The organism is Nonomuraea sp. NPDC049725 (assembly GCF_040674795.1).
Taxonomy (GTDB): domain Bacteria; phylum Actinomycetota; class Actinomycetes; order Streptosporangiales; family Streptosporangiaceae; genus Nonomuraea; species Nonomuraea ceibae.
The window spans coordinates 182,068-204,133 of record NZ_JBFANJ010000014.1; the positions used below are offsets into that span (position 1 = coordinate 182,068).

Sequence of the window (22,066 nt, forward strand, 5' to 3'; positions counted from 1 at the left end):
CGATCGGCCCGGCCCTCTGGTCAGCGCACCCAGGCCGTGGTGTCCGGGGGCAGCGCGCCGTCCTCCAGGCCCCCGCTGGCCAGCAGGACGACGCCGTCGGGGAGCGGCACCGTCTCGGTCCCGAGGTTGGTGACGCAGGTGACGCCGGTGTCGCGGGTGAAGGCCAGCACCCGGTCCGCCGCCGGGAGCCAGGTCAGCGTGCCGTCGCCGAGGTGCTCCCGGCGCAACCGCAGCCCGTGGCGGTACAGGTTCAGCATCGAGTCCAGGTCGGCGAGCTGCGACTCGGCGGTGAGCTTGCGCCAGCTCTCCGGCTGCGGCAGCCACGGGCGCGAGCCGCCGAAGCCGAACGGCGGCTCGTCGCCGGACCAGGGCAGCGGCACGCGGCAGCCGTCGCGGCCCGGGTTCGTGCCGCCGGAGCGGGCGTACATGGGATCCTGGCGCAGCTCGTCCGGCAGGTCCTCGACCTCGGGCAGGCCCAGCTCCTCCCCCTGGTAGACGTACAGCCCGCCGGGCAGCGCCATCGCCAGCAGCGCGGCCGCCCTGGCGCGGCGGTAGCCCAGCTCGGGGTCCGACGGGACGCCGTGCAGCGCGCCGCCGTGCGCGAACGACGTGTCGGACCGGCCGTACCTGGTCACCGGGCGGGTGACGTCGTGGTTGGACAGCACCCACGTCGGCGGCGCGCCGACGGGGGCGTGCGTGGTGAGCGTGAGGTCGATGACCCGGCGCAGCTCGTCCGGGTCCCACGGGCACGCCAGGAAGTCGAAGTTGAACGCCGTGTGCAGCTCGTCGGGCCGCAGGTAGCGGGCGAACCGCTCCTGGTCGGCCAGCCACAGCTCCCCGATCAGCACGCGGTCGTCGTACTCCTCGGCCACCTGCCGCCAGCGCCGGTAGACGTCGTGCACGGGGTCGAGGTCCTCGTACGCGGTGTCGGACTTGACGAGGAGCGCGGCCGAGTCGATGCGGACGCCGTCGACGCCCCGGTCCAGCCAGAAGCGCAACACGTCCTCGAACTCGCGGTGCACCTCCGGGTTGTCCCAGTTGAAGTCGGGCTGCTCGGGGGCGAACAGGTGCAGGTACCACTGGCCGTCGGGGACCTGGGTCCAGGCGGGGCCGCCGAAGATCGACTGCCAGTCGTTGGGCTCGTCGCGGAACCAGAACCGGTCGCGGGCCGCCGGGTTCGCCAGCGCCTCCTTGAACCAGTCGCTCTCCGTGGAGCTGTGGTTGGGCACGACGTCGATGATGACCTTGATGTCCAGCTCGTGCGCCTCGGCGATGAACCGCTCGGCCTCGCCCAGCGTGCCGAACACCGGCTCGATGCCGCGGTAGTCGGCCACGTCGTAGCCGCCGTCGGCCATCGGCGACGGGTACCACGGGTTCAGCCAGACGGCGTCGACGCCCAGGTCCTTGAGGTAGGGCAGGCGGGATCGGAGCCCGGCCAGGTCGCCGACGCCGTCGCCGTTGCCGTCGGCGAAACTGCGCAGGTAGACCTGGTAGATCGCGGCCCCCCGCCACCACGTGTGCGACATGCTCATCCCTTGATAGATCCGGCGGTGAGACCCGCCATGATGTGACGTTGGAAGATGAAGAAGACGATGATCGTCGGAATGCTCGCCACGACCAGGCCGCCCATGATGGCGTTCTGGCTGACCATGCCGGCGGTCTGCGACAGGCCCACGCTGAGCGTCATCTTGTCGCTGTCGGTCATGACCAGCAGCGGCCAGGTGAAGTCCTTGAACGAGGTGACGATCGTGAAGATCGACACGACGCCGAGGATCGGCCTGGAGATCGGCAGGATGACCGACCACAGCACCCGCACCGGGCCGGCGCCGTCGATCTGCGCCGCCTCGACGAGTTCCTTCGGGATCGAGTCGAAGAAGCGCTTGAGCAGGAAGACGTTGAACCCGTTGGCCGCCGCCGGGAACCACAGGCCCCACGGGTTGTTGAGCAGCCCCAGGTCCACGACCGTGACGTAGAGCGGGATCAGCACGACCATGGCCGGGATCATCAGCGTGGCCAGCATGGCGCCGAGGATCACGGTGCCGAACATCGGCCGCAGCTTCGACAGCGCGTAGGCGGCCGACACGTCCACGAGCATGCAGAAGATCCAGCCGCCCAGCGAGTAGTAGGCGGTGTTGCCGAGCAGCGTGCCGAGGTCGAACAGGCTCCACGCCTCGGCGTAGGCGTCGAGCGTGGGGTCGGCGGGGAAGAGCGTGGGCGGCATCTGGGCGATCTCCTCGCCCGTCTTCATCGCCCCGGTGATCATCCAGTAGAGCGGGAAGACGAAGGCGAGCGTGAAGGTGACCACGACCGTGACGAGCACGGTCCAGTAGATGCGCCGTCCCCACGGGCTGTTGAGCTGGAGCGGGGAGATGATCGTACGGAACTGGCCGGAATGGATGGTCATGCCTTGTCCTCCCGGGTGAGCCGGAGCTGGAACGCGGCGAAGACCAGCAACACGATCATGAGCATCATGCCGAGCGCGCCCGCCACGCCGTAGTTCTGGTTCGTGAAGGCGAACTGGAACATCATGTAGGCGACGGTGACGGTGGATCCCGCGGGTCCGCCGCCGGTGAGCATGTACGGCTCGATGAACACCTGCATGGTGGCCACGATCTGCAGCATCAGCATGAGCAGCAGGATCAGCTTCGTCTGCGGGATCGTGACGTGCCGGATCCGCTTGAAGATGCCGGCGCCGTCCAGCTCGGCCGCCTCGTACAGCTCCGGCGGGATGTTCTGCAGCGCCGCCAGGTAGATCAGGGTCGCGCTGCCCATGTTCATCCAGGTCGAGACGATGACCAGGGAGATCAGCGCGGTGTGCGGGGAGTCCAGCCAGGCCAGGCCGGGCAGGTTGACGAGTCCGAGGATCTGGTTGAACAGCCCGGGCCCCGGGTCGAAGAACCACCTGAACAGCAGCACCGCGACGATCGGCGGCAGCATGACCGGCAGGTAGACCACGAACCTGAGATAGGCCCGGGCGTGGCGCAGCTCGTTGAGCACGAGCGCGACGACGAACGGGACGACGAAGCCGCACACCAGCGCGAGGAACGTGAACTGCAGGGTGGCGATCCAGGCTTCGGTGAAGCCCGGGTACTTCACGGCGTACTCGAAGTTGTCCAGCCCGACCCAGGTGGGCGGATCGATCAGGTTCGTCTCCTGGAAGCTCAGGATGAACTCTCTGATCATCGGATACCAGGCGAACACCGCGAAGCAGAACAGCGCCGCGCACAGGAACCCGTAGGCCGTCAGATTGCGCCTGAGAACACCCATGCGTCAGCCCTTGGCCGCCAGCACGGCGTTCACCTTGGTCTCGGCGTCGGCGAGCAGCCGGTCGATGTCGGCGTCCTTGTCGGACAGCACGCCTGACATGGCCACGTCGAGGATCGCGTAGATCTCCTGGGCGTGGACCGGCTCGGCCTTGGGCGGGATCGTGGCGGAGGCCTTGACGTACGGGTCGTAGTTCTCGACCGGCAGGGAGGCGTTCTTCACCCGGTCGGCCTGGATGGCCTGCCCGGTGGGCGAGTCGCCGTAGACGGCGTTGTCGGGGACGCCGACCGGGTTGCCGTTGGCCTTGCCGCGGGCGTAGTCGAAGCGGCCCTTGCCGGGGGTGTTGAAGCGGAAGTCGAGCCACTGCATGCCCGCCTTCGCCTCCTCGGGCGTGGCCTTCGGGTTGATCATGAAGGCTTCGCCGCCGCTCAGCGACGCCTTGGCCTCGGGGAAGCCGGTGATGCCGTAGTCGGCGACGTTGCCCTTGAACTTGCCGACCACGTCGGTGACCACGTCGGGGGCGCCGAGCATCATGCCGACCTTGCCGCTGCCCATCGCCACCATGAGCGACTCCCAGCCGACCAGGAGCTTGCTGCCCATGCTGTTGTCGATCCAGCGCATGTCGTGCAGCGTCTGGAGCACGGCCTTGCCCTCGGGCGAGTTGAAGGCGGCCTTCTTGCCGTCCTCGGTGAGGATGCTGCCGCCGCGGCCGTAGATGGCCTGGGTGAAGTGCCAGCCGCCGGTGTTGCCGCCGGAGTACTCGCCGTAGCCGACGTGGCCGGGGCCGAGCGCGGCGATCTTCTTGGCGGCCTCGCGGATCTCCGCCCAGGTCGCCGGCGGCGTGTCGGGGTCGAGCCCGGCCTCGGTGAAGAGCTTGCGGTTGTAGACGAGGCCGACGCCGTAGTGGACGTTGGGGACGCCGTAGACCTTGCCGTCCTTGGTCACCAGGTCGCGCACGTCCTGGCGGAGGTCGTTCCAGTTCTTGATCTCGCCGGTGAGCTGGGTGACGTCCTTGGCCTGGCCCTGGGCGATCACGTCGTCGTAGTTGGTCACGGGGACGACGAAGACGGTCTCCATCTGGCCGCCGGCAAGCTTGGGGCCGAACGTCTTGGGGTCGAAGCACGGCTGCTGGTCGGTGCTCTTGACGGTCACGTTCGGGTGCGCCTTCATGAAGGCGGCCACGTCGTCGTCCCAGGCCTGGCGCTCCTTGGGGGCGGACTTGGCCGGCTGGCAGGCCACGGTGATCGTCACCTTGGCCGCTCCGCCGGCCGCGGGCTCGGCCGGCTCGCCGGAACCACAGGCGGTGGCGGCGAGGCCGAGCGCGGTTGCAACTAAGAGTCCCGTGGATCTCTTCATGGGCTGACCCTTCTGATGCGAGGTGCCCACACCATAGGATCGCCAACGAAAGTCCGCAAGATTTCGACGGGCTATTGCAAGATAACGACTATGTTACGCCCTGGGACGCGCGGTCGACGCCCGGACCACCAGCTCCGGCTCGAACAGCAGCTCGTCGGCCGGGACGACAGCCTTGTCGATCTGGGCCACCAGCAGGTCGACCACGGCCCGGCCCATCGCGTCGATCGGCTGGCGCACCGTGGTGAGCGGCGGCTCGGTGCAGTTCATCAGCGCCGAGTCGTCGAAGCCGACCACCGACACGTCACCCGGCACGCTCAGCCCGGCCCGCCTGGCGGCCCGCACGGTGCCGAGCGCGAGCAGGTCGCTGGCGCAGATCACCGCCGTCACACCGCGCCTGACCAGCCTCGCGGCGGCCGCGTGCCCGCCTTCCAGCGAGAACATCGTGTGCTCGACCAGCTCCGGGTCGCCGCCCTCCGCCTGGAACGTCTCCAGCTTGCGCCGCGACGGCACGTGGTCCTTGGGGCCCAGCACCAGGCCGATCCGCTCGTGGCCGAGCGCCCGCACGTGGCCCAGCGCCATCTCGGCGGCCACCACGTCGTCGCACGACACCTGCGGGAAGTCCAGCCGCTCCACGGCGGCGTTGACCAGCACCGTGGGCAGCTTGCGCTCGTGCAGCAGCTCGTAGTGGCCGTGCGAGGCGTCGGCCTGGGCGTAGAGCCCGCCGGCGAACACCACGCCGCTGACCTGCTGCTGGAGCAGCAGATCCACGTAGTCGGCCTCGGACACCCCGCCGACGGTCCTGGTGCACAGCACGGAGGTGAACCCCTGCTGGGCCAGCGCGCCGCCGACCACCTCGGCGAAGGCGGGGAAGATCGGGTTCTGCAGCTCGGGGAGGACGAGGCCGACCAGGCGGGCCCGGTCGCCGCGCAGCTGGGTGGGGCGCTCGTAGCCGAGCACGTCGAGCGCCGTCAGCACGGCCTCGCGCGTGGCGTCGGACACCCCCGGCTTGCCGTTGAGCACGCGGCTCACGGTCGCCTCGCTCACCCCGACCTTCTTGGCCACCTCTGCCAGTCGTCGCGTCATGCGCAAACTATACGGCTATCAACGCAAGTCCTTGCAACCGCTTACGCTCGGCCTTGCGGGGCGCTCACGCCTTGCCTCCAGGGCCCTTTCGCGGCTTGACCAGCGCCTTGGCCGTCGACCGTCCGGCATCAGTCAGTCAATTGTTTGCGAAATCTCGTCGGAATATTGCTGACATCTGCTGAACAACCTATGGTTCGGCCAACCGACTTCTTCGAAGGGCCACCCCCCATGAGAGCACTGTTAGCCGCCCTCGCCCTGGTCATCGGAATCCTCGCCGCACCCGCCTCCCCCGCCCATGCGGCGGCCGACGTCAACCTCGCGGCCGGCCGCCCGGCCACCGCCAGCAGCCACACCCAGACGTACGCGGCGGCGCACGTCACCGACGGCAACCAGGCCACCTACTGGGAGTCCGCCAACAACGCCTTCCCCCAATGGGTCCAGGTCGACCTGGGCGCCACCGCCACCGTCAACAGCCTCACGCTCAAGCTGCCCTCCGGCTGGCCGAGCCGCACCCAGACGCTGACCGTCCAGGGCAGCGCCGACGGGTCCGCCTTCACCACGATCAAGGCCCAGGCCGCCTACGCCTTCGCCCCCACCGCCACCGTCCCGGTCAGCGCGAGCACCCGCTACGTGCGGCTGCAGTTCAGCGCCAACACCGGCTGGCCCGCCGGGCAGCTCGCCGAGTTCGAGGTGTGGGGCGCCGGCGGCGGACCCGGCCCCGACCCGGGCGCGAACCTGGCGGCGGGCAAGCCGGTCACCGGCTCCGCCCACACGCACACGTACGTGCCGGCCAACGCCAACGACGGCGACCTGACCACCTACTACGAGGGCGCCGGCCACCCCAGCACGCTGACCGTCAAGCTCGGCGCCGACCACGACCTCACCTCGGTCGCGGTCAAGCTGAACCCCGACGGCGCGTGGGGCCCGCGCACCCAGGCCATCCAGGTGCTCGGCCGCGGCCAGAACGCCACCTCCTTCACCAGCCTGGCCGCCCAGGCCACCTACGGCTTCAGCCCGGCCACCGGCAACACGGTGACGATCCCGGTCACCGGCAAGGCCGCCGACGTGCAGCTCCGCTTCACCGCCAACTCCGGCGCGCCGGGCGGGCAGGTCGCCGAGTTCCAGGTGTTCGGCACCGCCTCGGCCAACCCCGACCTGACCGTCACCGCGCCTGCGGCCTCCCCCTCCGCACCGGTCGAGACCGACACGATCACCCTGTCCGCCCAGGTCAGGAACGCGGGCACGGCCCCGTCCGCCGCCACGTCCGTCACGTTCTCCCTGGGAGACGCCGAGGCCGGCAGCGCGGACGTCGGCCCGCTGGCCCCCGGCGCCACCGCCACCGTGACCGCCGCGATCGGCGCCCGCGACGCCGGGACGTACGCCGTCACCGCCGAGGTCGACCCCGGCGGCGAGATCATCGAGCGGGACGAGACCAACAACACCGCCACCGCGAACCTGACCGTCAAACCGGTCGACACCGCCGACCTGGTCGCCGCCCCCGTCGCATGGACCCCGGGCAACCCCGCGCAGGGCGACACCGTGACGTTCTCCGTCGCGATCAGGAACCAGGGCACGATCGCGTCCAGCGGCGGCTCGCACGGCATCACGCTCACCGTCGCCGACGCCTCCGGCGCCGTCGTCCGCACGCTGACCGGCTCCGCCTCCGGCGTGATCGCGCCCGGCGCCACCACCGCCCCGGTCAGCCTCGGCGCCTGGACCGCCGCCGACGGCCGCCACACGGTCAAGGTGGTGCTCGCGGCCGACGCCGCCGAGCTCCCGGTCAAGCGCGCCAACAACACCAGCACCCACCAGCTCGCCGTCGGCCGCGGCGCGAGCATGCCGTACGACACCTACGAGGCCGAGGACGCGGCCGTCGGCGGCGGCGCCACCCGGCTGGGCCCCAGCAGGGAGGTCGGCCACCTGGCCGGCGAGGCGTCCGGCCGCCGCGCGGTCACGCTCGGCAGCACCGGGTCCTACGTCGAGTTCACCGCCCGGGCCCGCACCAACACGCTCGTGACCCGGTTCTCCATCCCCGACGCGCCGGGCGGCGGCGGCATCGACTCCACGCTGAACGTCTACGTCGACGGCACGTTCCTCAAGGCCATCCCGCTGACCTCGCGCTACGCCTGGCTGTACGGGCCGGAGGCGAGCCCGAACAACTCCCCCGGCTCCGGGCCGCCCCGGCACATCTACGACGAGGCCAACCTGATGCTCGGCACCACCGTCGAGGCCGGCAGCAAGATCAGGCTGCAGAAGGACGCGGCCAACACCTCCACCTACACGATCGACTTCGTCGACCTGGAGCACGTCTCCCCCGCCGCCAACCCCGACCCGGCGCGCTACGCCGTGCCCGCCGGCCTCGGGCACCAGGACGTGCAGAACGCGCTCGACCGCGCCCGCCAGGAGCCCGGCCTGGAGGGCGTCTACCTGCCCCCGGGCGACTACCGGACCTCCGGCAAGTTCCAGGTGTACGGCAAGCCCGTCAAGGTCGTCGGCGCCGGGCCCTGGTACACCCGCTTCCACGCCCCCGCCGGGCAGGAGAACACCGACATCGGCTTCCGCGCCGACGCCACCGCCAACGGCTCCACGTTCGCCGGATTCGCCTACTTCGGCAACTACACCAGCCGCATCGACGGCCCCGGCAAGGTGTTCGACCTCGCCAACGTCGCCCGCATGACGATCGACAACCTGTGGGTCGAGCACCAGATCTGCATGTACTGGGGCTCCAACACCGACGACATGACGCTGAAGAACTCGCGCATCCGCAACGTGTTCGCCGACGGGCTCAACATGACCAACGGCAGCACCGGCAACCACGTGACGAACATCGAGACCCGCTCCACGGGCGACGACAGCTTCGCGCTGTTCTCGGCCATCGACAACAACAGCGGCCAGCAGCACGGCAACGTGTACGAGAACCTGACGTCGCTGCTCACCTGGCGGGCGGCCGGGGTCGCGGTCTACGGCGGCTACGACAACGTGTTCCGCAACATCTACGTGGCCGACACGCTCGTCTACTCGGGCGTCACGATCAGCTCGCTCGACTTCGGCATCCCGATGCACGGCTTCGGGGCCAGCCCGCCCACGCGGTTCGAGAACATCTCGCTGGTCCGGGCCGGCGGGCACTTCTGGGGGCAGCAGACGTTCCCGGCGATGTGGCTGTTCTCGGCCTCGAAGGTGTTCCAGGGCATCCGGGTCAGCAACCTGGAGATCGTGGACCCGACGTACTCGGGGATCATGTTCCAGACCGGGTACGCGGGCAACCAGCCGCTGAACCCGGTCACGGACACCGTGTTCGAGAACGTCTCCATCACCGGGGCGCGCAAGAGCGGTGACGCCTTCGACGCCAAGTCCGGGTTCGGCATCTGGGTGAACGAGATGCCCGAGCCGGGGCAGGGTCCGGCGGTCGGCTCGGCGACGTTCCGGGGGCTGCGCTTCGGCGGCAACCATCAGGACGTCAGGAACACCACCTCGACGTTCACCCTGAACATCCAGTAACCGGAGCCCGGGCGGTCAGAGTTCGCCCCGGTGCGGCAGGCCCTGCCAGTCGCTCGCGCTGGACACCGCGGCGGCGCTCAGCAGCGTCCCGCGGTGCAGCCGTTCGGGCGGGGTCAGCCCGTCCAGGGCGGCGCTGACGTACCCGGCCACGAACGCGTCGGCCGCGCCCGAGGTGTCGACGATCGGCACCTGCGGGCCGGGCGCGTCGTAGCGCATCCGGTCGGCCCGCACGCTCGCGCCCTTCGCGCCCCGGTCGACGACGACCTCGCGCTCGGGCGTGAGCGCGGGCTTGACCAGGTCCAGCTCGTCCTGGTGGACGAAGAGCAGGTGCGCGTCGCAGGCGAGCTCGCTCAGCACGTCCTCGGCCTCGCGCACCGACGGCCACAGCTCGGGCCGGTACTCGACGGCGAAGGAGACGACCACTTCGGCGCGTTTCGCGGCGGCCACGGCGGCGCGTACCGCCTCCAGCGCGTCCCTGCCGAGCGCGGCGGTGACGCCGGAGACGTGCAGCATCTTGGCCGCGCCGACGCGGTCGATGGGCACGTTGCCCGGGGTCAGCCGCGATCCGGCGGAGCCCGTGCGGTAGTGGCTCACGTGGGGCGCGCGGCCCACCCGGGTCTCGCGCAGCAGCAGCCCGGTGGCGGCGCCCTCCGTGACGCGCACGTCGGCCACGTCGACGCCCTCGCCGCGCAGCGCGGTCAGCACCCGCGCGCCCAGCTCGTCGGCGCCCACCTTGCCGGCGAACGCGCACCGGTGACCGAGCCGCGCCAGGCCCACGGCCAGCGTGAACTCCGGCCCGCAGACGTCCAGCCTGGCTTCGCTCTCGTGCCGGACCCGGCCACTGGACACGACCCCCAGCGCCTCGCCGAGGGTGTAGACGTCAATCATGAAGACCGACTGTAGTCGGTCATCTGTCCCAAAACGGATTTTCTATCAAGGCCCCAGGTAAACACCGTGATCATATTTTTCTCGTAACTTTTGCGAACCTTTTCCTCCTACTGTGACTCAAAGGAGTAGACGGAGCTGGTCATCCCGGACCGGCTCCAGCGATACGGGGAGAGGAATCAGCACCCTCATGCAGAAAATCGCTGTAGGAATCATCTCCGCCCTGGTGGGCGGCACCATGTTGGTGTCCGGTGGCGCCGCGAGCGCGACCGCCAAGGCGTCCGAGGTCGAGATCCTCGACATCTCGCCCAACCCGGTGGTCGTGCGGGGCGACGGCGAGACCACCGCCAAGTTCAAGGTCGGCGCCAGCTCCGACGTCGAGCGCGTCGAGCTCAGCGTCGAGCCCGACGGCCGCGCGGCCCGCACCCTCGTCGCCCGCGACGTGCGCGAGCTGGAGAAGTGGCTCTTCTCGGTGCCCTTCAACAAGAACGACGTCGAGGGCAAGTGGAAGGCCACCGCGGTCGCCTTCGACGACGACGGTGACAAGGTCGCCACCGACACGATCCGCTTCTACGTGGACATCCGCGCGGGCAAGGCCGACACCCGGATCACCCGGTTCTCCGCCGACCCGTACAAGGTCCGCAAGGGCCGCACCATCCACTTCTCCGGCCGCCTCCAGGCCGACGACCGTGGCTGGGAGCCCCTGCGCAACCAGAAGGTGCACATCTACTACCGCGCCAACGGCCACAGCGGCTGGAAGTGGGTCGACTCCGACCGCACCAACTGGCGCGGCGACTTCCACGCGAGCACCAAGGCCTACAAGAGCGGCACGTTCAAGGCCGTCTACAAGGGCGACTGGAAGCGTGACGGCGCCGAGAGCCGTCACGACTACGTGCGCGTCTCCTCCTGGGGCTGGCACCGCTAAGCCCTGACGACTGACGACTGACGGCCCGGTCCCCCACGTGGGGGGCCGGGCCTTCGCCGTTCGGCGGCCCCGGTGAGAGGTGCGGTCCTGGGGGTAGCGACGCAGGTATGGCTGAAGATCTGCTCCGCGACTTCGACCCGTTCGACATCTTCGACACCGAGGCGGCCCGGCTGGACCGGTTCTTCTCGGGGCTGGACGAGGAAGGCTGGCGGCGTCCCTCACGGGCGGCCGGGTGGACGGTCCGCGACGTGCTCGGCCACCTGGCCGGCGAGGAGCTCTACAACCAGGCGTGCCTCGACGGCACCCTGCCCGAGCTGCGCGAGCTGATGGAGTCGCAGGGCATCTCCGGCTATGACGAGTTCAACGAGTGGTGCGTGCGGGAGCGGCGCGGCGTGCCGGTCGCCGAGGTGCTGGAGGAGTGGCGTACCAAGAACGGCGACACCCGGGCCCGCATGCGCGAGCTCGGCCCGTACGCGACGCTGGAGACCATGGCCGGGCCGTACCCGGTGGGCAAGCAGACCTTCCACTACGACTCCGAGTACGCCACCCACGCCGACGACGTCGGCGCGCCCGTCTCCGACGAGGAGGCGGAGGGCCGGACGCTCTGGCGGGCCGCCGTCGGCCGCTTCGCGCTGGCCGAGCGGGGCGCGGACGTGCAGGTCGAGCCGACGGCCGAGCAGATCTGGGCGCACGCCGGCGGGGCGAGCGCCAGCCTGTCCTATCCGGAGTTCGTCGCGGCCACTGTGGGGCGGCTGCCCGAGACGCACCCGCTCGACCAGCGGCTCGTCTCGGCGCTGCGCTGCCTGGCCTGAGAGGAGAGCCGTCATGTGGCTGCGGAACCGTGAAGGCACCGAGCCGGTGACCGCGCGCAGCCCGCTGGGCGCGCGCCGGGTGCTGTCGGTGGTCGCGCTGGTGCTGGGCGCGGCGGCGGCCGTGTTCTTCGTCGTGCGGGCCATGAGCACCGGAGAGGCGGTGTGGGCGTGGGAGGCGGCGATCGCGGCCGCCGTGGCGCTCATCGCCGCCCTCGACCTGCTGGTGCTCAGGCACCGGCGGGCGCGGTCAGGCGGTCGCGACCGCCACCGCCAGTAGGAACACCATCAGCGTCACGGCCAGGACGACCATCCAGCGGCGCACCACCGGCCTGCCGCGCGCCCGGGTGACCCGCAGCGCGGGCGGATCGGCGGCGCGCGTCATCGCGTCGCCGCCGGACTCGATCCTGTTGATCGCCGCCACCCGCCTGGCCAGCTCCGGATCGTCCCTCTCCAGAGCCAGCTCGATGTCCGCGAGGATGCGGCGCTCCCTTCCAGACAGACCCATCGTGCGCTCACCATCGTTCTCACGCCGGTGAGAAGCATTTACCCGCCGTTGACCGGGGCATGCTTGACGACGGGTCACGCCTTCCCGTAGCGCTGGCGGAAGCGCTCGACCCGGCCCGCGCTGTCGACGATGCGGCCGCGTCCGGTGTAGAAGGGGTGGCTCGCGGACGACACGTCGACGTCGACGACCGGGTAGGTGCGGCCGTCCTCCCACTCGACGCGCTCGCGGCTGGTCACCGTGGAGCGGGTGAGGAAGGCGAACCCGGCGCTGGGGTCGCGGAAGACGACGGGGCGGTATTCGGGGTGCAGGTTCTTCTTCATGGCCCGTGCAACCATGCGGCAATGGTTTTCATTCCCGTGCTTCCGGGTCGAGCCCGAGCACCGTCCGGCCGCCGTCCACGGGCAGCGTGACGCCGGTGACGAAGGAGGCCGACAGCAGGTACGCCACCGCGTCGGCCACCTCGGCCGGGGTGGCGACCCGGCCCAGCGGGTGCAACACCGCCATCTCCTCCTCCGTTCCCGGCCGCTCGGCCAGCAGCCGCTCGTACCGCTCGGTCGCCACCGAACCGGGCGCCACCGCGTTCGCCCGGATGCCGTGCCTGCCGTACTCGACCGCGACCGCCCTGGTCAGACCCTCGACGGCGGCCTTGGCCGTCGCGTACGGGAGGCTGCCGGGGACCGGGCGGCGGGCCTGGTGGGAGGTGACGTTGACGATCGCGCCCCCGGTCCCGGCGGCCAGGAAACGGCGCACGGCGACGGCGCAGCCCGTGACCGCCAGGTCCAGGTTGGCGGCGATCAGCGCGCGGATCTCGCCGGCCGGGGACGTGTGGAGCGCGGCGTCGCGGAAGACCGCCGCGTTGTTCACCCATCCGGTCAGCGTGCCGGCCTCCTCGGCGAGCCCGGCGGCACGCACGAGGACGGCCTCGTCGGCCGCGTCACCGATCACCGGGATGACGCCGGGGCCCGCCCAGCCGAGGGCGGCGGGATCGCGTTCCACGGCCACCACGGTGGCGGGGCCGAGCCGCTCCACGACAGCCCTGCCGATTCCACGTCCGGCTCCGGTGACGACATAGCTGTGATTCATAACGGGGGCTCATGCCCGGCGCGTGAGGATTATCACTGTATGCCGGGACTGGAGGCCGTATGCCGGGCCGGGGAAGCGGGAAGGGCTCCGGGCGTGACCATGCGGGCGGCGCGGATGGTGGGGGCGCTGGCGATCACGCAAACCGCCGGATACGGCGTCCTTTATTACGCTTTTTCGGTTTTTATCACGCCGATGTCCCGCGAACTGGGCGCCGGGGTGGCGGAGCTCACCGGGGCGATCACGGTCTCGGTGCTCGTGTCGGCGCTCGTCGCGCCCGCCGTCGGGCGCGGCCTGGACCGCTACGGCGGGCGCGGCATCATGACGGCCGGCTCGGCGCTGGGCGCCGCCGCCGTGCTGGCCTGGTCGCAGGTCCGCACCGTCGCGCAGCTCTACCTCGCGTGCGCGGCGCTCGGCGTCGCCTCCGCGATGGTCCTGTACGAGGCCGCGTTCGCGGTGCTCGTGGCCTGGTTCGACGCCGCCCGGCGGGCGCGGGCACTGCTGGCCGTCACGGTGGTCGCCGGGTTCGCCTCCAGCGTCTTCCTGCCGCTGACCGGGTTCCTCGTCGACCGCTACGGCTGGCGGCAGGCCCTGGTCGTGCTGGCCGCCGGGTACGGGCTGGCCGCCGTCCCGCTGCACGCGCTCGCCGTACGAAGCCGTCCACGGGCCCGGGCGCCCGGCCGGCCCGTGGGGGCGGCGCTGCGCGACCGGGCGTTCTGGCTGCTGGCGGCGGCGTTCCTGACGCAGACCGGGGCGGTGGCCGTCATGGGCGTGCTGCTGGTCACGTACCTGATCACGCTGGGGCACTCGCCGCTGTTCGCCGCGACGGCGGCCGGGCTGCTCGGGGTGCTGTCGGTGACCGGGCGGATCGTGACCACCGGGCTCCAGGCGCGCTGGCGCGTGTCGCTGATCACGGCGGCGATGTTCGCCCTCCAGGGGGCGGCCGCGCTGCTGCTGCCCGCGATCGGGCGCGACCCGGCGGGGGCGGTGGCCGCGGTCGTCCTGTTCGGGCTGGGGTTCGGCGTCGGCACCATCGCCCGGCCCGCCCTGCTGGCCGACCGCTACGGCACGGACTCGTACGGGAGCATCAGCGGGGCCCTGGCGCTGCCCATCACCGTGGCCAAGGCGCTCGCCCCGCTGCTCGCCGCCGGGGTGGCCCAGGTCGCCGGCTACCCCACCGTGATGGCGGCCGTCGCGGCCTGCTGCGTGCTCGGGGCGCTCGCCCTGATGGCCTACGATCGCCGTGGGCGAACTGGGCCTGCGACCGACCCCGAACACGTAAGGTAGCCGCATGGATACCCCCATCGAGGTTCTGCACCGCGTGTTCGGCTACGACTCGTTCCGGGCGGGCCAGCAGGAGATCATCGATCAGGTGGTGGGCGGCGGCGACGCGCTCGTGCTCATGCCGACCGGCGGCGGCAAGTCGCTGTGCTACCAGATCCCCGCGCTGGTGCGGCCCGGCACCGGCCTGGTCGTCTCGCCGCTGATCGCGCTCATGCAGGACCAGGTCGACGCGCTGAGAGCGCTCGGCGTGCGGGCGGGGTTCCTCAACTCGACCCAGGACCACGACGAGAGACAGCTCGTCGAGGCGGAGTTCCTGGCCGGCGAGCTCGACCTCCTCTATCTCGCGCCCGAGCGGCTGCGGGTCGAGTCCACGGTGCGGCTGCTGTCCAAGGGGCGGATCTCGCTGTTCGCCATCGACGAGGCACACTGCGTCTCCCAGTGGGGCCACGACTTCCGGCCCGACTACCTCGCACTGTCGGAGCTGCCCGCGCTCTGGCCGGACGTGCCGCGCATCGCGCTCACCGCGACCGCCACGCCCGCCACCCACGCCGAGATCGCCGAACGGCTCGGCCTGCAGCAGGCCCGCCACTTCGTGGCCGGCTTCGACCGCCCCAACATCCACTACCGGATCACCGCCAAGAGCGAGCCCAAGCGGCAGCTCCTCGACTTCCTGCGCGAGGAGCACCCCGGCGACGCCGGCATCGTCTACTGCCTGTCCCGCTCCTCCGTGGAGAAGATCGCCGCGTTCCTGGTGGAGCACGGCATCGCCGCCGTCCCCTACCACGCCGGGCTCGACGCCCGCACCCGCGCCGCCCACCAGGCCCGCTTCCTGCGCGAGGACGGCCTCGTCGTGGTCGCGACCATCGCGTTCGGCATGGGCATCGACAAGCCCGACGTGCGCTTCGTCGCCCACCTCGACCTGCCCAAGTCCGTCGAGGGCTACTACCAGGAGACCGGCCGGGCCGGCCGCGACGGCCTGCCCGCGACCGCCTGGATGGCCTACGGGCTGCAGGACGTCGTCCAGCACCGGCGCCTCGCCCTGGAGGGCGACGAGCAGCACCGCCGCCGCCAGGCGCTCCACCTCGACGCCATGCTCGCCCTCTGCGAGACCGTGAGCTGCCGCCGCGCGATGCTGCTCGACTACTTCGGCCAGCCCGGCAGCCCCCCGTGCGGCAACTGCGACACCTGCCAGGCCCCGCCCGAGTCCTGGGACGGCACGGTCGCCGCCCAGAAGGTGCTCTCCACCGTCCTGCGCCTCAAGCGCGAGCGCGGCCAGAAGTTCGGCGTCGGCCAGATCGTCGACATCCTCCTCGGCAAGACCACCGCCAAGGTGCTGCAACACGGCCACGACTCGCTCACCGTCTTCGGCGTCGGCTCCGAGCTGGGCAACGCCGAGTGGCACGGCGTCGTCCGCCAGCTCCTCGCCCACGGCCTGCTCGCCGTCGAGCCCGCCCACGGCACCCTCGTCCTCACCGACGCCAGCGCCGACGTCCTGCGCGGGCAGCGCGAGGTCCCGCTGCGCCGCGACGCCAAACGCCCGCCGCGCCCGGCCCGCTCCTCCTCGTCCGGCGGCTCCGCCCGCCCCGCCGCCGACCTCGACCCCGACGCCGCCGCCCGCTTCGAGCTCCTGCGCGCCTGGCGCGCCGCCACGGCCAAGGAGCAGGGCGTCCCGGCGTACGTCATCTTCCACGACGCCACCCTGCGCGAGATCGCCACCCTCTGCCCGACCTCCCTGTCCCAGCTCGGCACGGTCACGGGAGTCGGCGAGAACAAACTGGCCAAATACGGGCAACAGGTTCTGGAAACCCTCGGCACCGACCCCACCGACGACGCCCAGGGCACCCTCCTCCCCTGACACGCCGGCACGCCGGACCCGCGGCCCGTCACACCGCGGGCCGGGCCGCAAAGCCCGGCGAGGTCGTTCCGCAAGTCCGTCGGGTCAACCCCCCGCAACTCGCTGCCCCGATCATGCTCGAAAGTCGAACGGTCGGTCCTGGCGGGCTCCGCCAGAGCAGATCACTCCTCGTAAGGATCTTCTCCCAGGCCGATGTGGACAGCCAGCAGATGCAGGACGTGCCGGGCGTCGAAGCTTCCGTCCTGGTCGGCGAGCCCGGCGTTCCAGACCGCGGCGGTGGTCCGCACAGCGGCCTGCGCCAGGTCAGGCTCCAGCGCCTCCTCCAGAACCACGGCGATGAGTGCTTTCTCCATCAGGCCCTCCCAAAGGGCTTCCACACTCTGGCGGCGGTCGTCCCCCTGGGTGAGGTACGGGGATCGAGCCGGCGGCGTGAGCGCCTGCGGGGGCGGGGTGAGCTCCTCTCTGTAGGAGCGCAGCCTGCGCTGGACGGCCGTCGCTCGATCGCCCCGCCGCCGGGTGACGATCAGCTCCCACGCCTCCGCGAACGGACCCTCCGATGGCGGAGCCGGCAGCAGTTGTTCGACGGCGAGCCGGATGATGTCGTGGAGTCGCTCCGGAGTGGGCTCGTTGACGATCTCGGCGAGCCGGTGGTCGGCTTCGATGATGCGGCGGTGTTCGGCCGGCGGCCTCAGCGGCGGGAGTCCGGTGGAGGGCGGATCGGGGTGCAGAGCGATCTTCAAATGCCGCTGGGCCCACCACGCCTCGTCGAGTCGCACACCGGACAACGTCTCACCGAGGGTCAACGCGGCGGCGTACCAATCCTTACGCCACTGTGCAGGTGTAACGGGCAGGCGGTGTAGCCAATCCCGGCCGGATTCGGGGGTCACCGCCTCGGGGCTCATCGGGTCGAAGAGGGCGACCAGGGCGCCATGGGCGGCATAGCCGACGGTGGTGGCGAGATTGGCCGTCCAGCGCAGGGTGAGCGCCTGGCCCTGCACCGACAGCCGTTCGATGCGCTCGGACGCGGCACCGTGGAGCGGCTCGACGAGGATCGTCCAGTCTCCATGCCGGGCGGCGAGAAGCACCCCGCCCTGCGATTCGCCGTAGTGCTCGACCGCCTCCGCCTCTACGTCGTCCCATGAGGCGGGCGTCACCGCCGCGGGATCACCGCCCAACGTCTTGACGAGCTCGTCGAAGCCCACGCCGTGCACCCACGTGATCGCGGCCTGATCGGGAAGGCGGGTACGGCTGCCGCTGTAGGGGTTCTTCGCCTGGTTCATGTATCTCCATCGCCGATGGGGACGGCCATGTTGCCGCCCCCATCGAATGGTTGTCAGCTGGTGCCGTCGACGGTGCACATGTCGAACTCCAGCTCCCGGTAGCGGGACGCGGCTTGTCAGGAGGCGCCGGGGTCGCGGCCGAGGCAGGCGAGGAGGCGGGCTTCGGCCGGGGCGTTCGAGGGGACGTTGCGGGGTGGGGCGAAGCGGGTGGGGCGGTCGGCGGGGGTGACGAAGAGGGCGGCCAGTTCCAGCAGTTCGATGGCCAGCGTGGCCGGGATCGGCCGGGGGCGCCCGCAGGCCTGGGCGACGTCCCAGCCGTGCACGGTGACCTCGACGGCGCCGACGCCGGCGACCAGCTCCGCCGCCAGCGGGAGCCCGCCGACGGAGACCACGGCGCTTCTGACCGCCCCGGACCACGCGCCGAGCGTCGCGCAGGCCGCTCCGCGCAGCTCACCGGCCTCCGTCCTCGCGTTCTGAGGGAAGGGGCATTCCAGGGCGCTGGGGGGAGGCACCGGGGCCGGGATGCCGTGCGGGCCGGCTGTGGGGACTTCGCGTGTGAGGGGGACGGCGGGGCGGGGTGCGACGGTTCCCGGGGTGGGGGCGCCGTGGGCCGGGGGTGGGATGTGGCCGTGGGTGGCGGCTTCGTACAGGGTCTGGAAGGAGTCGTTCATGTGGGCGAGCAGGTCGGCCAGGGTCCAGGCGGCGCACGGGGTGGAGCGGTGGAGGGCGGCGGGGGTGACGAGGTGCAGGGAGCCGGTGGTGTAGGCGATGGCCCGGTCCAGGAGGGCCGCGGTGGACGGCGTCGGGACCGTGGGCGTCTGCGGTTGGGCCATGGTTGCGCCTCCTCCTGTACGGAACGCGTACTCGGAAGGGTTGACGCCGGGGGCGGGTGAAAGTCATCGGTCGATGATGCGGTTGTCCGGGAACCTGCCGGGGGTTCGGGCTGTAGGGGTGGTATGCGGCTGATGGTGGTGGGTGCGGTGTTCGTCGTACTGGTGGCTGGGTGTGCGGCGGAGTCCGCGGGGGCGGGCAGGGGCGAAGAGGCGGGGGTATCCGCGCCCGTGGCCACGCCCGCGGCCTCTTCCGTGTCCACGCCTGCCACCTCTCCCGTGGCGTCTCCCGGGGATGCGCGCAGGACCTGTGGGGGGACGGTCATGAGCACGTCGGAGGCGGGGTTTCCCGAGGTGGAGGGCACGGGGCGGGGGGCGGAGTTGTGGGGGTTGCTGTTCGCCGAGGTGCCGTTCGAGGCGGGGGCGGAGGTGAAGATCGTGTGGCGGATGACCGGGGAGGGCCCGTTGCGGGCGGCGGCGTCGCTGGATGGGCGGCGGGCCAGGCTGGTGTGGCTGGAGGAGCACGGCGGGTCGAGCTGGCGGCGGCCCGGTCATGAGTGGGGCACGGGGTGGGTGTTCCCGGAGCCCGGGTGCTGGAAGGTGGAGCTGTCCAGGACCCGGGGCTCCGGGTACGTGTGGTTAGACGTCCGGTGAAGTCAGGGTGCGGTCGATGAAGGCGGTGACGTCGGCGAGCACTTCGTCGTGGTTCGTCTCGTTGAACACCTCGTGCCGGGCTTCCGGGTAGATGCGCTCGGTGAGGTCGTCGCCCCGGACGGCGTCGATGCCGGTGCGGCTGCCGGCGAGGGGGACGAGCTGGTCGTCGGCGCCGTGGATCCACAGGGTGGGGAGCGGGCCGAGGCTGCCGGTCTTGGTGATCGTCTCCAGGGTGGTCGCGAGGGCGCGGAGCGTGGGGCGTTTGAACGGGCCGTGCCAGACGAGCGGGTCGGCGGCGTAGGCGGCGCCGACGGCCGGGTCGCGGGAGAGCGTGGCCGGGTCGAGCGGCGTGTCGGGGAGTTCGTCGAGCGGGAGGAGCGTGTCGACGACCTCCCAGACGCCGATCACCGGCCCCGACAGGACGAGCGCGGCCAGGCCGGCGCCGTAGCGCTGGGCGTAGCGGGCGGCGATGAGGCCGCCCATCGAGTGGCCGATGAGCACGACGGGCACGCCGGGGTGTTCGGCGCGGGCCTGCCGCTCCACGGTGTGCACGTCGGTGACGACGTCTTCGAAGTCCTCGATGAGCACCCGTTCGCCGGCGGACCTGCCGTGGCCCATGTGGTCGGGGCCGTAGACGGCGGCGCCGTGTCGGACGAGGGTGTCGGCGACGTGCTCGTAGCGGCCGATGTGCTCGCCGTAGCCGTGGACGAGGAGCGCGACGTAGCGGGGGTCGGGGTGCGGCCACTCGCGGACGACGTTGACGCCGCGCGTGCCGTTGAACTGGTGCTCCCGGGATTCCGCCATGACTACACTCCTCGTTCGGCCGTACGCCGATCGTACGCAGGTGTTCAGAGGTCCGAAAACTGCCGACTTCCCGGGCGGCGGCGGTGTTTATCTGGTTATGAACCTGGACGAACTCGACGCCTACGGCTTCACGCTGACGGAGCCGCTGCTCACGCCCGCGCAGTGCGCGGAGATCGCCGGACTGTACGACGAGGCCGGGCGGTTCCGGTCGACGGTGGACATGGAACGTCACCGGTTCGGCCGCGGACAGTACCGATATTTCCGGCACCCGTTCCCGCTCCCGGTCGCCGAGCTGCGCGAAGCCCTCTACCCGAGGCTGCTGCCGATCGCCCGCGACTGGGCGGCGCGCCTGGGCCGCCCCGCGCCCTGGCCCGACGACCTGGGCGCCTGGCTGGAGCTGTGCCACGAGGCCGGGCAGACCCGGCCGACGCCCATCCTGCTGCGCTACCGCGAAGGCGACTGGAACGCGCTGCACCGCGACCTGTATGGGGACCTGGTGTTCCCGCTCCAGGTGGTGATCGGCCTGGACCGGCCTGGCGAGGACTACACGGGCGGCGAGTTCATGATGGTCGAGCAGCGGCCCCGGGCCCAGTCGCGCGGCACGGCGACGCTGCTGCCGCAGGGTCGCGGGCTGGTGTTCACCACCCGCGACCGGCCGGTGCGCTCCTCGCGCGGCTGGTCGGCCGCGCCGGTGCGGCACGGCGTCAGCGTCGTACGGTCCGGGCTGCGGCACACGCTGGGCCTCGTCTTCCACGACGCCGCGTGAGCACGCCGACGGCGGCGGAGCTGGACGCCGTGCTGCGGCTGCTGGCGCAGGCCCGGGCGGAGACGGTCGTCGTGGGGCACGGCCGGGGCGCCTCGGTGGACGCCTTCCTCGCGGCCTGGCCGGGCACCGTGCTCGCGGTGGTCGACTGGCCGGAGGAGGCGGCGTCGTGGCTGCGTCAGGCCAGGCGGTTCGCCGCCGGGCCGCCGGACGCCTGGGTGGTGGCCGGGCCGCCCCTCGGCTGGGCGCGGATGGCCGCCCGGCTGCGGCAGAGCACCGGCTGGGACCCGGCGCGCACGTTCGGCTTCGCCTCGACGGCCGGGGCCGTGGCGCTGGCGCCGCCAGGCACGCTGGAGGGCATGCGCGGAGCCTGCCGGGGCGGCGGCACCTGGCGGCTGGGCCGCAACCTGATCATCCGCGGGCCGGAGCGGGAGTCAGAGCGCGGGTGACTTGTCGGTCACGTAGTCGAACTCGTCGTCGGACAGGGTGCGCCGCAGCACGCGGACGACCTTGCCCGGGTCGTCGACGGGACCCGGCTGGTAGAACGGCCTGCCGTCACGGCCGAACGTGATCGCCGACGGCCCCTCCCACGTGCCGAGCAGCGGCGACACGGACGCGAAGTCCTCGTGCGGCTCGAAGCCGAGCGTGCGCGCGTACTGCTCCGAGCCGAACACCAGCGTCTGCGCCAGCTCCAGCGGCACCTCCTGCCAGCTCTTGTAGTCGCTGAAGAAGTAGTCGCGGAAGCGGCGCAGGTCGCGCTCGCTGAGCACGTCGGGACCGGCCACGTACTTGATGCCCAGGCAGTAGACGTCGGCGAGGAAGCCGCCGACCGTCATCTTGTCCCAGCCGTGGCGGCGGGCGACCAGCACCGACACCATGCCGCCGCCCGTGCCGGGCTCGTCGTCGGTCCAGCCGCGCGCCGGGTCGACGCCGAGGCCGTCGCTCCAGCCGGCGTTGGTCCAGCAGCCGATGAGCTCGGCCTCGCCGCCGGAGCCGGCGCCCTCGGCCGCGATCTCGCGCACCAGCGGCGCGACGACCGACGGCGACACGCCCAGGGCGCGGGCGATCTCCTTGGGCGAGCGGCCCTCGGCTCGCAGCTCGCGTACGCGGTCCTTCAGTTCTGCGCTGTCCACTCGCGCAGCCTAGCGGCCCGGCCGTGGACCGCGTGCGACCGCCGTGCCGCGGTTC

The 22,066-nt window shown here is 71.6% G+C and carries 22 protein-coding genes; 9 read left to right on the forward strand and 13 right to left on the reverse strand.

All coding sequences use genetic code 11. From position 1 onward, the window contains the following. Window positions 1–20: 20 nt before the first annotated feature. From AB0J53_RS32505 to AB0J53_RS32525, 5 genes are all read right to left on the reverse strand, one after another. Window positions 21–1,526: a glycoside hydrolase family 13 protein gene (locus tag AB0J53_RS32505; RefSeq protein WP_364179461.1), complete on the reverse strand. Its 1,506-nt coding sequence runs from the start codon at window positions 1,524–1,526 to the stop codon at window positions 21–23. A gap of 2 nt (window positions 1,527–1,528) precedes the next feature. Next, on the reverse strand, window positions 1,529–2,404 hold the full coding sequence (locus AB0J53_RS32510; protein ID WP_364179463.1) for a carbohydrate ABC transporter permease: 876 nt from the start codon (window positions 2,402–2,404) through the stop codon (window positions 1,529–1,531). Further along, window positions 2,401–3,267 carry a sugar ABC transporter permease gene (locus AB0J53_RS32515; RefSeq protein WP_364179465.1) on the reverse strand — a complete coding sequence of 289 codons (867 nt, stop codon included), beginning with the start codon at window positions 3,265–3,267 and terminating at the stop codon, window positions 2,401–2,403. The genes AB0J53_RS32510 and AB0J53_RS32515 overlap by 4 nt, the downstream gene beginning before the upstream one ends. Window positions 3,268–3,270: 3 nt before the next feature. Beyond that, entirely contained in the window at window positions 3,271–4,620 is a 1,350-nt protein-coding gene (locus AB0J53_RS32520; protein WP_364179467.1) for an extracellular solute-binding protein, read from the reverse strand. A 93-nt stretch (window positions 4,621–4,713) separates the two neighbouring features. Beyond that, window positions 4,714–5,703, reverse strand: coding sequence for a LacI family DNA-binding transcriptional regulator (locus AB0J53_RS32525; protein WP_219505424.1), 990 nt, complete (start codon window positions 5,701–5,703; stop codon window positions 4,714–4,716). Between the two features lie 228 nt (window positions 5,704–5,931). Here AB0J53_RS32525 and AB0J53_RS32530 point away from each other — a divergent pair, with 228 nt between their 5' ends. Continuing rightward, on the forward strand, window positions 5,932–9,201 hold the full coding sequence (locus AB0J53_RS32530; RefSeq protein WP_364179469.1) for a discoidin domain-containing protein: 3,270 nt from the start codon (window positions 5,932–5,934) through the stop codon (window positions 9,199–9,201). 15 nt (window positions 9,202–9,216) lie between these two features. Here the strand turns inward: AB0J53_RS32530 and AB0J53_RS32535 are convergent, their stop codons facing one another. Next, window positions 9,217–10,089, reverse strand: a complete 873-nt coding sequence (locus AB0J53_RS32535; RefSeq protein ID WP_219505420.1) for a sugar kinase — start codon at window positions 10,087–10,089, stop codon at window positions 9,217–9,219. A 187-nt stretch (window positions 10,090–10,276) separates the two neighbouring features. On the opposite strand from AB0J53_RS32535, the gene AB0J53_RS32540 reads away from it, so the two are divergent. From AB0J53_RS32540 to AB0J53_RS32550, 3 genes are all read left to right on the forward strand, one after another. After that, a complete protein-coding gene (locus AB0J53_RS32540) occupies window positions 10,277–11,011 on the forward strand; it encodes a hypothetical protein (RefSeq protein WP_219505418.1) in 735 nt (244 codons plus the stop codon). 107 nt (window positions 11,012–11,118) lie between these two features. Then, window positions 11,119–11,823 (forward strand): maleylpyruvate isomerase family mycothiol-dependent enzyme, encoded by a 705-nt coding sequence (locus AB0J53_RS32545; RefSeq protein ID WP_364179472.1) that lies wholly within the window; start codon window positions 11,119–11,121, stop codon window positions 11,821–11,823. Window positions 11,824–11,836: 13 nt separating this feature from the next. Continuing rightward, on the forward strand, window positions 11,837–12,100 hold the full coding sequence (locus tag AB0J53_RS32550; RefSeq protein ID WP_219505414.1) for a DUF6343 family protein: 264 nt from the start codon (window positions 11,837–11,839) through the stop codon (window positions 12,098–12,100). On the opposite strand, the gene AB0J53_RS32555 is transcribed toward AB0J53_RS32550, so the two are convergent. The 3 genes from AB0J53_RS32555 to AB0J53_RS32565 all read right to left on the reverse strand — a co-directional run bounded on the left by AB0J53_RS32555 (window position 12,071) and on the right by AB0J53_RS32565 (window position 13,411). Next, window positions 12,071–12,328: a DUF3040 domain-containing protein gene (locus AB0J53_RS32555; protein ID WP_364179474.1), complete on the reverse strand. Its 258-nt coding sequence runs from the start codon at window positions 12,326–12,328 to the stop codon at window positions 12,071–12,073. The genes AB0J53_RS32550 and AB0J53_RS32555 overlap by 30 nt on opposite strands. Window positions 12,329–12,402: 74 nt before the next feature. Further along, window positions 12,403–12,648 (reverse strand): type B 50S ribosomal protein L31, encoded by a 246-nt coding sequence (locus tag AB0J53_RS32560; protein ID WP_364179535.1) that lies wholly within the window; start codon window positions 12,646–12,648, stop codon window positions 12,403–12,405. A gap of 28 nt (window positions 12,649–12,676) precedes the next feature. Further along, window positions 12,677–13,411, reverse strand: coding sequence for an SDR family oxidoreductase (locus AB0J53_RS32565; protein WP_364179476.1), 735 nt, complete (start codon window positions 13,409–13,411; stop codon window positions 12,677–12,679). A 114-nt stretch (window positions 13,412–13,525) separates the two neighbouring features. Between AB0J53_RS32565 and AB0J53_RS32570 the strand changes: the two genes are divergently transcribed. Both AB0J53_RS32570 and recQ read left to right on the forward strand, forming a co-directional pair. Beyond that, the gene (locus tag AB0J53_RS32570; protein ID WP_364179537.1) at window positions 13,526–14,695 is read left to right on the forward strand and encodes an MFS transporter; all 1,170 of its coding nucleotides are present in this window, start codon (window positions 13,526–13,528) and stop codon (window positions 14,693–14,695) included. A 4-nt stretch (window positions 14,696–14,699) separates the two neighbouring features. Then, entirely contained in the window at window positions 14,700–16,547 is a 1,848-nt protein-coding gene (gene recQ / locus AB0J53_RS32575; protein ID WP_364179478.1) for a DNA helicase RecQ, read from the forward strand. A gap of 161 nt (window positions 16,548–16,708) precedes the next feature. Here recQ and AB0J53_RS32580 read toward each other — a convergent pair whose 3' ends face one another. Together AB0J53_RS32580 and AB0J53_RS32585 are read right to left on the reverse strand one after the other, a co-directional pair. Further along, window positions 16,709–17,827, reverse strand: coding sequence for a DUF6461 domain-containing protein (locus AB0J53_RS32580; protein WP_364179480.1), 1,119 nt, complete (start codon window positions 17,825–17,827; stop codon window positions 16,709–16,711). A 116-nt stretch (window positions 17,828–17,943) separates the two neighbouring features. Next, on the reverse strand, window positions 17,944–18,660 hold the full coding sequence (locus tag AB0J53_RS32585; protein WP_364179482.1) for a maleylpyruvate isomerase N-terminal domain-containing protein: 717 nt from the start codon (window positions 18,658–18,660) through the stop codon (window positions 17,944–17,946). Between the two features lie 321 nt (window positions 18,661–18,981). Here AB0J53_RS32585 and AB0J53_RS32590 point away from each other — a divergent pair, with 321 nt between their 5' ends. Then, window positions 18,982–19,311 carry a hypothetical protein gene (locus AB0J53_RS32590; RefSeq protein ID WP_364179484.1) on the forward strand — a complete coding sequence of 110 codons (330 nt, stop codon included), beginning with the start codon at window positions 18,982–18,984 and terminating at the stop codon, window positions 19,309–19,311. Here the strand turns inward: AB0J53_RS32590 and AB0J53_RS32595 are convergent. Then, on the reverse strand, window positions 19,297–20,115 hold the full coding sequence (locus tag AB0J53_RS32595) for a lysophospholipase (RefSeq protein WP_364179486.1): 819 nt from the start codon (window positions 20,113–20,115) through the stop codon (window positions 19,297–19,299). The two genes, AB0J53_RS32590 and AB0J53_RS32595, sit on opposite strands and share 15 nt — an antisense overlap. 97 nt (window positions 20,116–20,212) lie before the next feature. Between AB0J53_RS32595 and AB0J53_RS32600 the strand changes: the two genes are divergently transcribed. Both AB0J53_RS32600 and AB0J53_RS32605 read left to right on the forward strand, forming a co-directional pair. Beyond that, on the forward strand, window positions 20,213–20,881 hold the full coding sequence (locus tag AB0J53_RS32600; RefSeq protein ID WP_364179488.1) for a 2OG-Fe(II) oxygenase: 669 nt from the start codon (window positions 20,213–20,215) through the stop codon (window positions 20,879–20,881). Further along, window positions 20,878–21,327 carry a hypothetical protein gene (locus AB0J53_RS32605; protein ID WP_364179490.1) on the forward strand — a complete coding sequence of 150 codons (450 nt, stop codon included), beginning with the start codon at window positions 20,878–20,880 and terminating at the stop codon, window positions 21,325–21,327. The genes AB0J53_RS32600 and AB0J53_RS32605 overlap by 4 nt, the downstream gene beginning before the upstream one ends. Here the strand turns inward: AB0J53_RS32605 and AB0J53_RS32610 are convergent. After that, window positions 21,313–22,011: a helix-turn-helix domain-containing protein gene (locus tag AB0J53_RS32610; protein ID WP_308125762.1), complete on the reverse strand. Its 699-nt coding sequence runs from the start codon at window positions 22,009–22,011 to the stop codon at window positions 21,313–21,315. The genes AB0J53_RS32605 and AB0J53_RS32610 overlap by 15 nt on opposite strands. Between the last annotated feature and the right edge of the window lie 55 nt (window positions 22,012–22,066).

Excerpts from the sequence above, each read along its gene's own strand:
- AB0J53_RS32545 (WP_364179472.1), top strand. The coding sequence starts at position 11,119 with ATGGCTGAAGATCTGCTCCGCGACTTCGACCCGTTCGACATCTTCGAC.
- AB0J53_RS32600 (WP_364179488.1), top strand. The coding sequence starts at position 20,213 with ATGAACCTGGACGAACTCGACGCCTACGGCTTCACGCTGACGGAGCCG.
- AB0J53_RS32595 (WP_364179486.1), bottom strand. The coding sequence starts at position 20,115 with ATGGCGGAATCCCGGGAGCACCAGTTCAACGGCACGCGCGGCGTCAAC.
- AB0J53_RS32590 (WP_364179484.1), top strand. The coding sequence starts at position 18,982 with ATGAGCACGTCGGAGGCGGGGTTTCCCGAGGTGGAGGGCACGGGGCGG.
- AB0J53_RS32505 (WP_364179461.1), bottom strand. The coding sequence starts at position 1,526 with ATGTCGCACACGTGGTGGCGGGGGGCCGCGATCTACCAGGTCTACCTG.
- AB0J53_RS32520 (WP_364179467.1), bottom strand. The coding sequence starts at position 4,620 with ATGAAGAGATCCACGGGACTCTTAGTTGCAACCGCGCTCGGCCTCGCC.
- recQ (WP_364179478.1), top strand. The coding sequence starts at position 14,700 with ATGGATACCCCCATCGAGGTTCTGCACCGCGTGTTCGGCTACGACTCG.
- AB0J53_RS32540 (WP_219505418.1), top strand. The coding sequence starts at position 10,277 with ATGCAGAAAATCGCTGTAGGAATCATCTCCGCCCTGGTGGGCGGCACC.
- AB0J53_RS32515 (WP_364179465.1), bottom strand. The coding sequence starts at position 3,267 with ATGGGTGTTCTCAGGCGCAATCTGACGGCCTACGGGTTCCTGTGCGCG.
- AB0J53_RS32565 (WP_364179476.1), bottom strand. The coding sequence starts at position 13,411 with ATGAATCACAGCTATGTCGTCACCGGAGCCGGACGTGGAATCGGCAGG.
- AB0J53_RS32535 (WP_219505420.1), bottom strand. The coding sequence starts at position 10,089 with ATGATTGACGTCTACACCCTCGGCGAGGCGCTGGGGGTCGTGTCCAGT.
- AB0J53_RS32560 (WP_364179535.1), bottom strand. The coding sequence starts at position 12,648 with ATGAAGAAGAACCTGCACCCCGAATACCGCCCCGTCGTCTTCCGCGAC.
- AB0J53_RS32550 (WP_219505414.1), top strand. The coding sequence starts at position 11,837 with ATGTGGCTGCGGAACCGTGAAGGCACCGAGCCGGTGACCGCGCGCAGC.
- AB0J53_RS32555 (WP_364179474.1), bottom strand. The coding sequence starts at position 12,328 with ATGGGTCTGTCTGGAAGGGAGCGCCGCATCCTCGCGGACATCGAGCTG.
- AB0J53_RS32570 (WP_364179537.1), top strand. The coding sequence starts at position 13,526 with ATGGTGGGGGCGCTGGCGATCACGCAAACCGCCGGATACGGCGTCCTT.
- AB0J53_RS32585 (WP_364179482.1), bottom strand. The coding sequence starts at position 18,660 with ATGGCCCAACCGCAGACGCCCACGGTCCCGACGCCGTCCACCGCGGCC.
- AB0J53_RS32580 (WP_364179480.1), bottom strand. The coding sequence starts at position 17,827 with ATGAACCAGGCGAAGAACCCCTACAGCGGCAGCCGTACCCGCCTTCCC.
- AB0J53_RS32530 (WP_364179469.1), top strand. The coding sequence starts at position 5,932 with ATGAGAGCACTGTTAGCCGCCCTCGCCCTGGTCATCGGAATCCTCGCC.
- AB0J53_RS32525 (WP_219505424.1), bottom strand. The coding sequence starts at position 5,703 with ATGACGCGACGACTGGCAGAGGTGGCCAAGAAGGTCGGGGTGAGCGAG.
- AB0J53_RS32510 (WP_364179463.1), bottom strand. The coding sequence starts at position 2,404 with ATGACCATCCATTCCGGCCAGTTCCGTACGATCATCTCCCCGCTCCAG.